This is a genomic window from Clostridium sp. BNL1100, assembly GCF_000244875.1.
In the GTDB taxonomy this organism is placed as follows: domain Bacteria; phylum Bacillota; class Clostridia; order Acetivibrionales; family DSM-1351; genus Ruminiclostridium.
Genome location: NC_016791.1, coordinates 3,547,913 through 3,564,162 on the forward strand (window position 1 = coordinate 3,547,913; position 16,250 = coordinate 3,564,162).

Below are 16,250 nucleotides of genomic sequence, written 5' to 3' on the forward strand. Positions count from 1 at the left end.
CTCCTCCTCTATGTGTTTAAAATTTGACTAATTATATATTTTTGTAATTTATCGCTTTCAAGGACACTTATACAGAAATCACATTCACAGGTATACTCTTTCTGACTGAATTCCTGATAGTACGGGCTGTTCATTAAAAACTTGCCAAGACCTCTTGGTCCTTGTTCCTTCATTAAACAATATAAAGGGTTTCTTATAAAATTCTTTAGTAAAAGTGATAGGCTTTCCTTTTTCATGTTTCCTACATAGAAAAGAGGTTCTTTCGATAAAATAGAATTGCAACAGGCGTGAACATCCCCATCCATATCAACTAAAAAATTATCTATCCCACATACAACAGGAAGTTTAGCTATTTTATCTTCAAGGCACCATCTCTCTACCGGTAGACTCTTAGCAGCTCCAATGGGCATAAGCATGTGTGTATTTATAAAAACTGAATTTTTATATTCACTATATATATCCCAAATCTTTTTTTTATCTTCCTTAGAGGAACAGGTTGCATTCATGGCAATATTTATATTCAGCTGAATACAAGCGTCAAAAACGTTTTTAATTGTCTGGCTGTCTATATATTCCAGATGAAATATATCACTGCTTACCAGTATAGAATCAAGTCCTTTTATTGATTTTAATAATTCAACTGCCCTCTCCAAGTTTGTTGCCCAAAACCCGTTTGTAATAATACAGCTTTTCATACCTAGCTCATGTGTCTTCTTGCAGTATAGTATCAAATCATCAACATAAAGGAACGGCTCTCCCCCGACAAAAGTTGCTTCTGAAAAATCGGCTTCCGAGGCATCCTCAAGCCACTTCAAAACATACGGAGGTTCAGCCTTCTTACCGTCATTCAAAGTTTCTGCATTACTGCAATGGCGGCATTTTACATTACATTGATTACATATATTAAAAATAAGGTTCTTATTACGTTTCATACGTATTTTCCTTTTTAGTCAAGCTTTTAAGTATATATTCATAACATGAACTTCGGTTAAGTATATCGACACAAAGCTCACATTCACTGGTATATTTACTGTTTTTAAATAAATCTTCATACTTACTTCCAACTATTAATTTCAGTAATCCTTGCGGGCCTTTTTCTTCCAGCAATTTGTATATTGCGTTATTACTCTTGTTCTCTATAATTTCTAAAAAACTGTCTTTATTCAGATTTCCAAGATAAAGGAATTTTGTAGCCAAGCCTAGTGTAGCCATACAGCATGCATTCACTCCACCCTGACAGTCTACAAAATGATCCCGGACTCCACAAAAGTCACTTACAGCCTCAGGATTTTGAAATAAACTGAACTTTTCCAATTCTCTGTCAAGTGTATTGGCCGCTCCTGCTCGTACTACCGGACTAATATTTACAAAAACCTTTTTATATTCTGAAAACAATTCTTTAATTTTCTCTCCATCTTGCATGTTTGCACATACAGAATTTACAGCAACAAACCTTTTCAGCTTCAAGGATGCTCTTATCAAATTATGGATATTCTTAATATCTATATACTCAAGATGATACAAGTCTGTACTTATGAGAATTTTTTTAAGTGCAGGCAGGGAATTAAGTATGTCGGTTGCTTCCTCTTCACTTTTTGCAAAAAAGCCATTGGTTGTAACCCCCGGATTCAATCCCAATTTATCTGCCTTTTGAGTGTAGCGTCGTAAGTCATCTACCAGAAGAAATGGTTCACCACCCACAAAATTAATGGCTTTGTAATTAGACTCTGCCACCTTTTCAATCCAATTTATTACTTCTTCTGACCTAGCTTCACCCAGCACCGTTTTTCCGCCAATGTTAATGCAATGCCGGCATTTTACATTACATCTGTTGGTTATATTAATAAAAACTGTGCTATTTTTAATTTTTAATTTACGCATTATTGAATCCTGAATGCCTGTCATTTTACTCCTTCTAAGCATTAACTGCCTGCTTATGTTAAATCCTTTATTTTATGTTGCATTCTCAGACTTGTCAGTTAGTCTTCAATTCAAATCTACAGTTTGATAAGAATTTGCAAGCTTTGCAAGCTTGTCCTTTTTGAAAAGCTTTGTAATTATCTGATAACCATATATCGCTAAAACTCATATCATTAATGTTTCCAACCTTTTTATCAATGTAAAGAGTTTCGGCACAGGAAAATACATCACCATTAATAGCCATATAAGGAGTAACCCATTTTAAATAAACACAGCAAGTTGTATATGGGTCTGCAAAATAAAGTCCGTATTCAGCTGCCTTTTTGGCGGCACATTTTAATATATTTGTTAACTCTTGTTGGTTGTCCTCTATGAATTGCTCTTTACCCCTTGGGAAAGAAAAATGAATTGTTCCAAACCCTCTTTGATGAGCGAACTCAACAAGTTCCAAAATTTCTTTGAGATTGTGTTCATTAAGTGTACAGTTTAGAACTCGATTAATTTTTACCTTATTTTCACTATAGTATTTGTCATACTCATCAAGATTTCTAAGGAGACTTTCAAATTTATATCTTCCACTTATCTGGTTCAGTACCTCCTGATTAAGTGCATCTATGGAAAATATAAACATTTCTACATTTCCGTTTACATTAAGACGCTTATAATCAATTGGTATTGTTCCATTAGTTACTATGCTGAATTTTTGTGCTTTATTGCCCTCAACCAGATTATAAATTTCCGGATATAAAAAGCTCTCACCTATACCGCATACAATAATTCTCTCAAACTGCTCCAGTTGCATTGATATTTTCTCCAGCAATTCGATAGATAAATCAATGTCGCCTATTTTCTTTGCTTTTTTTGTACAATATATACAATCAAGGTTACATCGTGTAGTTACCTCCAAAGACAACACTTTTGGCTGGTTTTTCAATGCTTGACTTAATTTCATATACTACCTCCGATTAAAGCCAAAATTATCATTCACTCTATGGTCAATGTGGTTGATTATATCCTTATTTTTAAGTCTTCTGAGTGATTTAGTTTTCTAGATTCTTTTTCAAAATAAATCATACAAACTTCTTTCAATATAAAAGCAAGCCCAATCTGTTCAGAATAATATAAACGATAATATAACTCCTTTGCAGGTACAAAAAAATGACAATTTAATGGTGTAAATGGGATTTCCTTTTGTGGAGCCACTTTTAGTGCGTATTCAAGATATTGGGATACGTTTTTGAAGTTGTTTTTGTCGTACCAATATTGTGCGTAAAAAATATAAGGCAAAACAAAATACGGTTCTTTTCTTTCTGATTTACTTTGAATTTCAATTATCATATCTAGATTACTGGTAATCTCAGTTTCGTTTACCATTCCTAGCGGCAGTTTACTGTATAGAAGGATTTTCAATATATGTACAAACCAATCATCCGGTTCTATTACTAAAGCTTTGTTATATAATTCTAAGACTTCAAATATATCTGAATTTGCTAAATCCTCACCCTGTACTAAAGAGGTAATTTCAAAATATTTGAAAAAACCATAAGTGATTAATAATTCATAGTCTTCAGGGTTCTCAGAATACTTTTTGACAAGTTGTTCAAAAAAGTTCATCTTCCGACCTGGGAATTTCATTATCATATTTACTACCTGTAAAATATTTATATGAAACTCATCTATATATTTCAATATAATCAGTCTCCTTGGTGAACAATATCTTATTTTAGTATTTAATGAGATTAGTATTGTCAAAATATGTAAATTAATTTTCCCCATATTTTTATATTATATACAATTTATGTAATAATTTGATATCAAATACTATTATATTACTTATTTTAACATATTGTCAACTATATGGTAACACTGTAATTAATTTTTTAAAATTTAATACTTATTACCTTTTCTTGTGAGTTTAGTCCAAAAAAAATAGCTAAAACTTCAGGTAGTTTAATAACCAAAATTTTAGCTTCTATAGATACTATTATCGACTTGTTTAATTTCATGGGTTATCAGATAATGTGTATTACAACTTTACGAGGTGCAGCCGGTTCGGATTTCTCTGCCGCATAACCCATTACAACAGAACCATATATAATATGATTTTCGGGAATTTCCAAGTCTGTCATTAGTTCACGAATCAACGGCATATTAGTAAGTCCCGGCAATTGGTTTAGCCAGCAAGAGCCTATGCCAAGCGAGTGTGCTGCCAGCATCATATTGCCAATGGCTAATGCTGAATCCGGCATTGCGTTTCCGTTGTCTTTCAAATTTGAGACAATAATATAGGTAGGTGCATTATACAGGAAGTTAGAATTCTCGTTTTCTGCCTTTTTAATCAGGCTCACGATATAAGGGTGGGTCTCAGATACAACAGGTATTGTTAATAGGGTTTGACGGATAGCCTCATTGACCTTTTTCATTGTATCCGAATTTTGTATGGCAGTAAATTTCCAGCTCTGCATCCCCATACCGCTTGGGGCGTAGCTTCCTGCCAAGAGAATTCTGTTTAAATCCTCCGCAGATATCTGCTCCTTTTTATAGTTTCTTATGCTTCTTCTTGTTAACATATTTTCAATTATACTATTCATTGTAAATCTCCTTTCAAAAATGTATACTTGTACACACAGTCCGCTTACTTCTTTATTTATAATCCTTTGAAATAATTATCTACTAATTTCTGATATTTTATTGAAAAGTCTTTGACTCTTGAACTTTCTTTCTTATATATAGACGAGGATTGGTCCATAAATTTATGTTTTTCATCAGTACTCATTTCAGAAATGCTTTTACTTATTTCTGCCAATGTACTATTCATATCCTTTAGAAGTATTACAGCTTTTTTCTTATTTACAGTTTCCTTTTCATTAACCAAGTTTGAAAATAAAGGATCATAGCTATTTACTAAAAAATCAGACATATTCCAATTTAACTCGCTTACCGTTAATGATAATTTAAAATGATAGCAAATCTTATTTACAAGTCTCTGATATTTTGCCCCATCTATGCAGTTGAGTTCTATATAATTGTCAACTTGTCGTGAAAGTTCATATACTTCATACCACTCTGTTGTCATTTGTCTTATTTGTTCATTTTTCAATTTATTATTTTCATTATGTATAACAACATTTTCTATTATAGATAAGACTAAAACTATTGCCAATAATATACATATAACAGTTAATTTTTTGTTGCTCAATTTTAACACTATATCTCTCCTTATAGCCCAAAATCCCAGTCACATTATGTTTCTACAAACCATTCCTCTCCAACTTTTCACTATGTATATCAAATACATTTTCCATTTTACCAACTAAATGTAACTCTAATAAGTCGTGAATATTTCCTTCACAATACCACGGACTTTCACTTTCAGCGAAAATTATACCAATGCATGCCTTACAGCTGACAAATTTCGATTTTTCTGAAATAACTTTGAAGGTTTCCAACATTTTTAATAGTACATAATTAATATCATTATTAATATCAAGACCTTGATTAATTTTTAAACGAGTATCTTCGTCAATATCATCAGGATATAATATGTCTATAACTGACTCTTTTAAATCACGAAATATTCCTTCCTCAAAGCCGTAGGAAAATAATCTTAAATTGCAGCAACCATTATCTTTCCATGAAACACATATCCCTGTTCTCTTTAATCTCTCCATAATACTTTTTTCACTGCACTGTTTAGATAATGACTGATATGCAGTTAAAAATGATTCACGCAGAACCGGTCTGTAGACATCTAAATTAGTATTCAATAATATGATACTTTGCATCTGTAGTAGCAGTTCTCCTACTCCAACTCCTGCTATAAATCCTTTTTTGGGAATATAATGCATTTTTACATTGTCATCATTAATGCTAAAATTTTGATAACTTGTTATACGAGTATCAGTAATTAGTATACTTGTACTCTTTGTTTTATAAGCTAATACTGTACTCATCATTATCTCCTTTAAATAATATCCTGTTCCTCAAACAGTCTTGAAACAGCTTCATCGTAATCAGATAATCTTTGTGACTTCTTAATTTTCTTTGAGTATTTTTCATTGTCGGTAAAGACATTTATCATATAAAACCACAGCTCTTTCATTTTAAACAGAACATTGCGTTCCCCGGAAAGTATGTCTTTATAATCATTATATACTTTGTCGTGGAACTCCTTCAATATATTCTTTTCCAGCTTAGTACTATTTTCAACACTATCTACCAGCGCAGGATTCATTACTAATCCTCTGCCTAACATTACAGTAGCTACACCGGGGAAATTAACACAAAACTCTGTATAATCCTTTACTGTAAAAATATCACCATTATAGCAGACTGGATTTTTACTCAGCGCCAAGGCATCCCTGAAAATCTGCATATTGGGCTTATTTTTATAAAAATCCTTTTGAATCCTGGGATGTATGATAAGTTCTTCAATAGGGTATTTGTTAAATATATTTATTAAATCATAAAATTCTTCAGGCTGGTCTTTGCCTATTCTGGTTTTGATTGATATTTTGGTTATAGCTTGAGAGAAAATTTCTTCTAAAAAAGCATCCAGGTCTTCTTTTTTTGCAAGAAATCCGGAGCCTCTGTTTTTGGAAACTACAGTCCCGGATGGACATCCCAAATTAAGATTTATCTCAGTATAACCCATACTCTTAATTTTTTTTGAAGTATAAATAAAGTCTTTTGCATTATTTGTAAGCACTTGCGGAATCAAAACCAGCCCTTGATTATTTTCAGGTAAAATGTCTTTCAGGTCTCTGGTTTTAAAACCATCTATTTGATTTGCAATAATAAAAGGAGAAAAGTATTTGTCTATGCTATTAAAAAAAGCTTTATGTGCATTTCTATATATATAGCCGGTCAACCCCTCCATTGGTGCAAAATAAAATTTCATATATTAAACTGCTCCTTGATTCAGTTATTTGCTATCCTTTTCTTCTTTAATCAATATCTCCATTTGCTGTTTCGCTTCCTCCGGCAATGCATCCATCAGATAGCTGCGGTCTCTTCCCTGTATTTCCTGAAACTTCTCTTTTATTCTTCTATTGGCCTCTTCAACATCAATTTTCAGCTCTCTGGCAGATAACAAGGTACACCCTGCACCCCTTACAATTATCTGCTGCAAACCATCGGATGTTGCAACTGTTATATTATATTTTTTCTGATTGTCATGGGCGAATTTTTCAATATACTGATCCGCCGTTTGTGCCTCTTTAGTATATACCACATGGATGTTATGATAACTTACTATTTCCTCACGATGGCCTTGAACACGGTAAGCATCAAATACCACTATAATCCGACATTGGCGAATTCCCTGATAATTGCTGAGCAAATCAAGAAGTTTCATTCTCGCCGCATCTATATCCTTATCCGAGAGCTCTTTTAGTTCAGGCCATGCAAATAAAATATTGTAGCCGTCCACAAGGAGATATTCTTCTTTGATTTCCTTATGTGCACTCATATAGGAAGCCTTTTCATAATAACTTTCCTCGGCTGTTTTGCGTCTTTTCCATGCAGACTTTTTACCCTGATTCACATAATAGGTTCTATTGATAATCCGGTCAATCTCCTCTAAACTGATAGACAATTCTTGAGATATACCATGTTTTTTTTCAGTTTCTTTTAATGAATTATCTTTATTTTGAAGGTAGCTTTCCACATGCATGTAATTTTTTACTTCATCCCAAGGCACAGAAAATCCCGTTCCATTTGCACAAAATACTGAGCCTGTAGGGTTTGCCATATCTCTTTCGGAGTCATATCCAATACTATCTATGACTTCCTGTGTATTATGGCAGGGTTCATAACCTTTCACACTGCAAAATAGTCTGCCGACACCTTTGGTGTATGCATTTACCTCTTTCTGATAATTCCTCATGCTGATAACAGGGGCACTCCCAACTAAAATGGCAGTTTCGCCATTTGTCTGCGATATTTGGCTTGTGCCATGCATTTTCTCAATATCAGTCATAGCTCTGCCTACCATTTTTTCCGGCAGTTCTAACTGAAACGTATAATACGGCTCAAGGAGTATGGATTCTGCTTCCATTAAGCCCTGCCTTACTGCACGGTAGGTTGCTGCTCTGAAGTCTCCGCCTTCTGTATGTTTATTATGTGCCCTGCCTGAAACAAGAGTAATTTTAACATCGGTAAGAGCTGACCCTGTAAGCACACCTTTATGCACTTTCTCTCCCAGATGGGTTAGAATCAATCTTTGCCAACTTCTGCCCAGAATATCCTCACTACATTCCAATCCAAATTGCAGACCGCTTCCCGGCTCTCCCGGTTCCAATAAAAGATGAACTTCCGCATAATGTCTTAGTGGTTCGAAATGACCTACTCCCTCAACCGTATTCGCAATTGTTTCCTTATACACAATCCTTCCTGCATCGAAGGACACCGACACTCCAAAACGGCTTTGTATCACACTCTGGAGTATCTCTATCTGCACTTCTCCCATAATCTGTGCATGTATCTCCTGTAACTGCTCGTCCCATACAATATTAAGCTCCGGTTCCTCTTCTTCAATCTGCCGAAGCTTTGGAAGTATCATTCTTGGGTCACAACCTTCCGGAAGTATAATCCGGTAAAATAAAACGGGTTCCAACAGAGGTAAACCTGTGGCTGACTCTATTCCCAAGCCCTCTCCCGGTCTGGTCTGATTGAGTCCTGTTACTGCACATACCGAACCCGCCTCTAATTCACTTACTGTCTCATATTTCTTTCCCGAATAAATACGAATTTGATTTACTTTCTCTTCCCATTTTCCGTTTGTCAAGAGGTCTTTTACCTTTAACTTCCCCCCTGTAAGCTTCAAATGGGTAAGACGGTTCCCTTGTTCGTCCCTTGTTATTTTAAATATTTTAGCCCCAAATTCTTCTGGATAGGAAGGTATCATTGCATACTTTGCTATTCCTTGCATTAATTCCTCAATACCTTCCAATTTCAAAGCTGAACCAAAAAAACACGGAAATAATTTGCGCTCTTTTATAGCTTTACAAATCTGCTTAGTCTCTAAATGCCCTTTTTCCAAATAGGTTTCAAGAATTGTTTCATCGCACATGGACAGCTGCTCGTAAAACTCTGTTGTCTCAACCTTCCCAAATTCAATACACCCATCGCCTAACTGCTTTTTCATATCCTTTATTAATTTTTCTTTATCCGTCCCGTTCTGATCCATCTTATTAACAAATATAAAGGCAGGTATATTGTACATATCTAATAACTGCCACAGTGTTTTTGTATGCCCCTGAACTCCATCTGCACCGCTTATAACCAAAATGGCATAGTCCAACACTTGTAGTGTTCTCTCCATTTCAGCTGAAAAATCTACATGCCCCGGTGTATCCAGTAATGTAATATTTACCCCGTCTGTTTCAAATACAGCCTGTTTGGAAAAAATAGTAATCCCTCTTGACCTTTCCAACTCATAGGTATCCAAATACGCATCCTTGTTGTCTACTCTTCCCAATTTCCCAATTTTACCGCTAAGATAAAGGATACTCTCTGATAATGTCGTCTTGCCTGCATCAACATGTGCCAATATTCCAATGATTAGTTTTTTCATGATTGATTTTCAAATCCTTTAGTCTTTCTGTCTATATATATAATTCACGGCCTCTTGAGCCTGTATATTCAAGCTTTTATTATATGATACCAGTATGTTTGGATTTTGACAATTTTGCAAGGCATATAGTTTGTGTATTTCAATAATTTCCAATTTAAGCATGGTTATTCCCTAGTTACTTTGGGATAAAAAAAAGATGGTCTGAAAGTGCATTTTCCCATCCCTCTTTGTTAAGACCGCTAAACATCGCAGATTTATCCATAATTACTCCTCTCTTGGCGAGGACAATCGAATCTCCATATTCTCTAATAAAACAATCTTATGGCAATGATGTTTTAGTATTACTATGTTACAAATTTCAAGGAAATTATATTGGAATTTTCTATTCCTCTAATACCTTTAATATCAATGATTTTGAAATATACATAGCTGTTATCATCTTATTGAAGCGAGTATGATGGGATGTTCCCTCGGCAAACTTAAACTGTGCTTTTTCACATTTGCTGATAACTGAAGATATGGGTGTTAATGCAGCTTTTAATTCTTCTTTTGTATACTTGTCCAGAACATTTTCATTAGTTAACAAAAGTTTGGAAATGTACATTGCTTTTATCCTGTTAGTAAGCAGTGTGTGCTGAGAAGTACCCTCCACAAATTTAAGCTGTGCTTTTTCACATCTGTTAATAATTGAAGTAACAGTACACAGAGCTTCTTCTAATTCCTCTCCTGTATATTTTTCCATAACATCCTCCAGAATTTTTAATAGTCAGATTTTTAAATAGATTTCTGCCGAATTAGACTTCTCACAATACTAACGCTTATCAGACTGTTGGATACATAACCAACCGCCCACATCGCATTGGCCATATTTATTATCACCCAGGGCTATCACTGTTCCGTCAGATTTAAGTCCAAGAGTGTGAGCACAACCCGCCGCAACCGAAACAATATTGCGCAAACCACATACATTGCATTGTCCATACTCATTCCAACCTACAGCCTTCAGGGTACCATCAGCACTAAGACCGATGGTATGATTACTCCCTGCTGCTATCGCTACTATGTCGTGCCAACCGCTTACATTGCATTGACCATGCTTATTCAAACCCACAGTGGTCACAGTGCCATCCGATTTAAACCCGACTGTATGAAGGTAACCTGCCGCAACCGCAACTATGTCGCACCAACTACTTACATTGCATTGGCCATACTGATTATTACCAACAGCCACCACCGTACCATCTGATTTAAGCCCGATGGTATGCCAGTCACCCGCTGCTATTGCCACTATATCACGCCAGCAACTTACATTGCATTGTTCTTCATTATTTCGTCCCACAGCTACCACGGTACCATCCGATTTAAGCCCCATGGTACGGCGCCAACCTGCCGCTATCGACACAATATCGCTCCAGCCGCTTACATCGCATTGGTTATATTTATTCCACCCCACAGCCACCACTGTACCATTGGATTTAAGGCCGATTGTATGAGAATTACCCGTATTCGTCGCCATATGAACATTAGCAGCTGCCACTGCGACAATATCACGCCAACTACTAACATCACATTGACCATATTTATTATCACCCACGGCTGTCACTGTTCCGTCAGATTTAAGTCCAACAGTATGACGACAGCCCGCCGCTACGGTATCTCTGTAAAATTTCAGTGAAATACGTTCCATTTTTTCCTCCTAAAAACAAGCCGTTTATTACGACACAGCTTATTTTGAGACTTGGCGAAAGTATATATCCAATTCAATGAATAGTCAATCATGATTAATTAATTTCTGAAGTTTTTTCAAAGTTATATTGAGCATCGCAGTATTCATGGACGGGACAAAAACAAAAGGTCTCAACAGAGAGTATATCTCTATTCAGACCTCGTCATGAAAATAGCTTTACTTTAATCTACTTTTCAAATAATCCATCCTTCCAATGTGGTAGGAAAAATCTCTATCTGGAAACAGCTCAGGCAAAAGTTCAACAGCAAGTTCTACATCCTTTAACACAGTACTTTTGTTAATCCTGACAAACTCGGGGAATTTATCTGGAATATCTACGTAAAAGTATTGCCAGCCACGGACTGCACAGCTTGCAATCATTGCCCCAAAATATTCTTCAAGACTTAGATTCATCGGAAAATAAGCACTATTATCATAAAAATATATCCTTGGAGGAAAATCTCCTGCTTCTCTTAAAAAACATCCGAATCTCCCATCATCTCCCCAAGACTGTTTTTCAAACCAATTTAATTTTTTTAAGAATTCTAATTCTCCTTCATTTGGTTTATGTTGATTTATAGAATTGGACAAATCCCAAAAATCGGAGTCTTGAATAAATAAATCTAATATTCCATTAAATAGAAACCCACCATAAATAAATTGGTTTTTTTCATTAGTGAACGACCATGCAAATGACATGCTTGAAATACGAAAAAAATCATAATATTCTTTTTTCAAAGAAAAATTTATTGACTTAAACATCGATATAGTTTCAATTAAGTCTTCGTCAGATATATCCGTATATTCCTCGTTAAAACACCTTTCTTCTAAATCCACGTTTTTGTTCACTTTTAAATAGTCAATAAAGTCTCTAGTGGTTTTGACAAAACAAGTCATAAATAACACTCCCTCACAATTGTAGTTAAATATAAAACATTATAAAATGTCTTTTCTTATTTATCTTTTTATTTCGCTTATTATTAGTTTTTTATTATCAATTGCTGAAACCAACTTTATATAATCCTCTTTAAAACTTCTAATTTTTACTTGGGTAAATGTTGTATTTGGATCTAATTGATTGTTATAATATTTTTGCATTTTCACCCTTAAATCAAGAATATTTTTAAACTGCCCCGTTTTACCTTTTACAATAAGTATCTCTTTGGCAAACACTTCTGGTATGCCAAACTTATCTCTTAATAAGTCTCTTCCTATTGTATTAAGGTTATATGTAACATTCTCAACATTTTCAGGTGGCCTTTCCTGATCTATTGAATATGTCTTTTTATTTATAATTTTATTATCTACTTTTTCCCCAACAACGACTGTAATTGTTTTAGGAAAATACATTATCGGTTCTTTACCCGAGTGGAATGTTACATCTGTCCTGTAATATAGAACCTTATTCTTTATCAGATTTTTCGCCAATTTCTCTGGGCCTTCTCTCATGTCACTATTAGACTTCTGGGTCATAGGTACTAGATTACTTTTTATACCTGGACCGTGTAAATTATGATTTAGCAAATGTCCCTTAACCCATGAATTTTTCTGTACTTTATTTAAGTCCCGAGCATAATCCCACCCTTTACAATTTTCTTTTGGTGGAAACCCTGGTTCCCCTTTTTCTGTTAATGGATTGGCTTCGACCCACATATGCGTTCCTGGAGCTCCCCCATATTGTATCTTTGTTACATCGTCTTTATCCAAGCACTTCTCAGCCGCTTTTGAAGCCTCATCAACATCCTTTTGCTTAAATGTTCTATTTTTCGGTTGCTTCAGCTTGTATACCTTGTTTTTGGCGGCTTTGTCCAATTTGCTCCAAACAGTTTTGTCTTTTTCAAGGTCCTTCTGACCTGTAGTCATTACTACATTGTCTTTACTTCCCGGTTTGCCTCTTTCAACCCATAGTTCATTGGTTTTAGTACCCTGCTTGAATTTTGCCTTAGGACTGAGTATTTTGTTACCCTTCTTAGGCCCGTCTTTTGTCTCTGTCGGATTGTACGTGTACTTATAATCCCAGTCCTTACCGCCATCTGATATATTAATTGAACTAATTGCAGCATATTTTTTCTTGACTGCGTTTGCATCATACCTGATTTCCTCAAGGGTAGCTCCATTATTCTTTTCATATTTGCGTGTTAAGGTTTCAAGTTCTCTAAGTCCATTAATAACCTGTTGGTCACGGCTCTTTTTTGCACTACTGGTCTTATCAGTAGGCTTTTTCTTGTTGAACTTGGCCTTGCCCTTGCTTCCGCGCTTAACTGTTTCATTTTGATGCTGCTTGACTGTCTTGCCATCAGCCGTTCTTGCATTGGGGTCTACAGCCTTCTTCTTGTTTGGTTTTGTATATTTTGGTGCTTTGACATCTAAGGTTGAAGACTTCTTTCCCTTTTTATCATCAGTCTTGCTCTTACCTTTGACTTTAGGTGGCTGTGTGGCTTTGCTATTTTTCTCATTCCACTTGCCCGGTTTCTTTTCCTCGCTCTTTTTACCACCTGTTTTATCATTCATCAGGTCAGTTAAAAATTTCTCTGCGGAAAAATCAACTTTTCCAAACTCTATCTCAGGAACCTGATTTGAGCCCAGAACATGATTAACCTTTGCCAGTATACCAAAACTTCCTCCAAGAGGATAACTCTTGTTGAAGAGAGGCCATTTCCATTCATGATCTCCGAGAGGTGAAAACAAAGGACTGTCTACCTCTACAAAAAGGTCCCCTTCTAATCCAAAGAAAGGCTGTGCCGCTATTTCAAGTTCCCCTGATATAAAGAAATCGCCTTTTTTATCCTGTCCTGATTTTGCATTTTCCTTGTAACCTATTATTGGTGTAGCCTCGGCATAAGCAGCCAGTCCGGCAATTGCAGTTAAGCTTACCCCCGCCTTAATATCATGTCCGAGTATTTCAAGTCCTGCTCCGCCTTTTGCAATCATTTTTATTCCAGCGGATGCTGATATGTTTAAGGATGCTTGTATGCTAAAATCATTAGATTTAGAAGGATCAGTTGAATATGTACCGTTTACAGCTATATTATAGAGCTTTGCCGGGCCAAGTTTTGCAAAAGCTTCAAGGCCCAGGTTTGCAAATATAAATATATTTCCTACAATAGGAATTCCATAGCTTGCCCTTGCCTCTACCTTGAAAAGAGGCTTTATAAAATCTTTCTGCTGGAAAAGAATTAATTCTGCCTGTGGGACTATCTGCCCTACTATTGTTACATTTCCTTTTTCGTCAACCTCACAATGAGCATTTCCGCTTAACCAATTGGTGAATTGGAACATCAGATCGCCTTCGCCTGATAATACATATTGAGGCTTCTGACTGTTCCCTCCTTTTGAAGGCTTTGTTTGTTTATTTCCATCCTTCTGAAGGTTATTTTTATCCCCAACCCTTAATATTACCTGACCGGATAGCTTTTCCCCGGCATATCCGACCTTGCCTTCACCTGTAACACTTTCTCCGTCCAGCTTAACCTGCACTCCTCCGGTAAGATGCGGTGTAAGATTAACCGCAAGCCCAACGGTACCGATAACTTTTCCTTGAGTTGTGCGTTCCAGACCGAGGGTTCCGGTTGCAAGGCCCTTGATATTTATGTCTGCGTTTCCGGAAAATCCAATCTTGCCGGAATCAGGTTCAAAATTTAGAGATATTCGGCAATTAAAAGCTCTGCCAACCTTTGCAGTTGCATTGTTTATACCAAACTTCAGTATTCCTCTGTCTATACTATTAACTATTTGTAAAGAATTGTCAAGATTTATTCCCCGCAATCCAAGCATGGTTGGATCAGATATGAATTGTGACTTAAGATACCCCATTTTAGGCACATTAGCGCCATCCCATATACTTAAAAACCCGTCCAGCTTTCCATTATTCAAGCTTACTACCAGACAAGGCTTATATGCTTTGATAATGTCACTCTGAAGTGAAAATGGATTCTTTAATAATGATAGTGCTTGAGGAAGCATTCTATAGCTGTCCCCTGTTCTTGATATTTTTACAGTACCTTTTGCAAAGTTTCCGTACTTTACTTTTATCCTTGCTCCGGATGGGTTTTCCTTTAAATATTCTGCGGTCTTTGTCTGGGCCTTAAAATTTGCCATGCCCTTAAGCTGAATTTCTTCAAGTTCTGATTCTTTAATTTTTGGCTTTTTCCCGGTACTATCATCCTTCTTCTGTATTACAAAATTACCGGTCCCTTTATTTTCACTATCTCTATTTTTTATCTGACTGGTATCTGCTGCTGACATACCTTTAGCGGCTTCCGCAGCCCTTGCTCCCATGACATCGGCTTCTCTTTCCAAACCCCCATTGTCATTTACAAGTTCTCCAGTCTTCATCTGTATTGTAGGTTCAACTCTTCCCTGTTTTTGCTGTACAGCATGCCAGCCCTCATGGGGAAGATGCTTTTCCTGCCCGGGTGCAATATGTATATCATTCCCTTGAGTATAAGCCAATGCACTTAGCTGCTTTGGCTTATCCGAGTTTGGATGTACTATAACATCTGACAGGTCAACCCCGGATATCTTTTCAAGTCCTGTTCGCAAATTATGCGGTATGTCAGAAGCAGTATTGCTGTCATTCTTTTTCATTTGTAATGGGGTTTTAGCCTCAGTTTTACCATCCTCACCTTTTTTAACTTCCGGTTTTGGTTTTTCCAAACCAGTTGGCTTCATGGCAACATTAGCCTGTTCCAACTTTCTCTGTTTTTTACGGAGTTTTGACTCCTCTCTTATATCCACTGCCTGTCGATACCCAATTACAGATTGCAGGAACATAAATTCTTCTCTTGTTATGGCATCCGGATCAAAGAGCATTATCTGCAGTAATTTCTTGTAATCCGTTGTCCTTACATTTTTCTTACTTGTAGCAGGCTTATCTTTTTGTTTATTATTTACAGGATTATTTATCAACCCTGAAACCGGCTCCGGTTTTTTTACCAACATCTTGGTCTGCATTAAATCACTCCCATAAAGTCTACTTAAATATATGTAAATTTATGGGAGGTTTTAACATCCAATTTTTAATAAATA

At 35.9% G+C, this 16,250-nt stretch carries 13 protein-coding genes; all 13 read right to left on the bottom strand.

Annotated features, from left to right (window positions below):
* Positions 1-8 precede the first annotated feature (8 nt).
* Entirely contained in the window at positions 9-932 is a 924-nt protein-coding gene (locus tag CLO1100_RS15035; protein WP_014314620.1) for a radical SAM protein, read from the bottom strand.
* Positions 922-1,923, bottom strand: a complete 1,002-nt coding sequence (locus tag CLO1100_RS15040) for a radical SAM protein (protein ID WP_014314621.1) — start codon at positions 1,921-1,923, stop codon at positions 922-924. The genes CLO1100_RS15035 and CLO1100_RS15040 overlap by 11 nt, the downstream gene beginning before the upstream one ends.
* A gap of 52 nt (positions 1,924-1,975) precedes the next feature.
* A complete protein-coding gene (locus CLO1100_RS15045; protein WP_014314622.1) occupies positions 1,976-2,872 on the bottom strand; it encodes a radical SAM protein in 897 nt (298 codons plus the stop codon).
* A 56-nt stretch (positions 2,873-2,928) separates the two neighbouring features.
* Positions 2,929-3,609: a hypothetical protein gene (locus CLO1100_RS15050; protein WP_014314623.1), complete on the bottom strand. Its 681-nt coding sequence runs from the start codon at positions 3,607-3,609 to the stop codon at positions 2,929-2,931.
* Positions 3,610-3,932: 323 nt separating this feature from the next.
* Complete coding sequence (locus CLO1100_RS15055) at positions 3,933-4,511, bottom strand: nitroreductase family protein (protein WP_014314624.1); 579 nt, start codon at positions 4,509-4,511, stop codon at positions 3,933-3,935.
* A gap of 56 nt (positions 4,512-4,567) precedes the next feature.
* Positions 4,568-5,128, bottom strand: coding sequence for a hypothetical protein (locus CLO1100_RS15060; protein ID WP_014314625.1), 561 nt, complete (start codon positions 5,126-5,128; stop codon positions 4,568-4,570).
* A gap of 43 nt (positions 5,129-5,171) precedes the next feature.
* The gene (locus CLO1100_RS15065) at positions 5,172-5,873 is read right to left on the bottom strand and encodes a hypothetical protein (RefSeq protein WP_014314626.1); all 702 of its coding nucleotides are present in this window, start codon (positions 5,871-5,873) and stop codon (positions 5,172-5,174) included.
* 11 nt (positions 5,874-5,884) lie between these two features.
* Positions 5,885-6,820 (bottom strand): tRNA-dihydrouridine synthase family protein, encoded by a 936-nt coding sequence (locus CLO1100_RS15070; protein WP_014314627.1) that lies wholly within the window; start codon positions 6,818-6,820, stop codon positions 5,885-5,887.
* A 24-nt stretch (positions 6,821-6,844) separates the two neighbouring features.
* Complete coding sequence (locus CLO1100_RS15075) at positions 6,845-9,496, bottom strand: TetM/TetW/TetO/TetS family tetracycline resistance ribosomal protection protein (protein WP_014314628.1); 2,652 nt, start codon at positions 9,494-9,496, stop codon at positions 6,845-6,847.
* 382 nt (positions 9,497-9,878) lie between these two features.
* Positions 9,879-10,238 carry a hypothetical protein gene (locus CLO1100_RS15080; protein ID WP_014314629.1) on the bottom strand — a complete coding sequence of 120 codons (360 nt, stop codon included), beginning with the start codon at positions 10,236-10,238 and terminating at the stop codon, positions 9,879-9,881.
* 69 nt (positions 10,239-10,307) lie between these two features.
* A complete protein-coding gene (locus tag CLO1100_RS15085) occupies positions 10,308-11,183 on the bottom strand; it encodes a chromosome condensation regulator (RefSeq protein ID WP_014314630.1) in 876 nt (291 codons plus the stop codon).
* A 216-nt stretch (positions 11,184-11,399) separates the two neighbouring features.
* Positions 11,400-12,119 carry a hypothetical protein gene (locus CLO1100_RS15090; RefSeq protein ID WP_014314631.1) on the bottom strand — a complete coding sequence of 240 codons (720 nt, stop codon included), beginning with the start codon at positions 12,117-12,119 and terminating at the stop codon, positions 11,400-11,402.
* 60 nt (positions 12,120-12,179) lie between these two features.
* A complete protein-coding gene (locus tag CLO1100_RS20060) occupies positions 12,180-16,175 on the bottom strand; it encodes a DUF4157 domain-containing protein (protein WP_014314632.1) in 3,996 nt (1,331 codons plus the stop codon).
* Positions 16,176-16,250 lie beyond the last annotated feature (75 nt).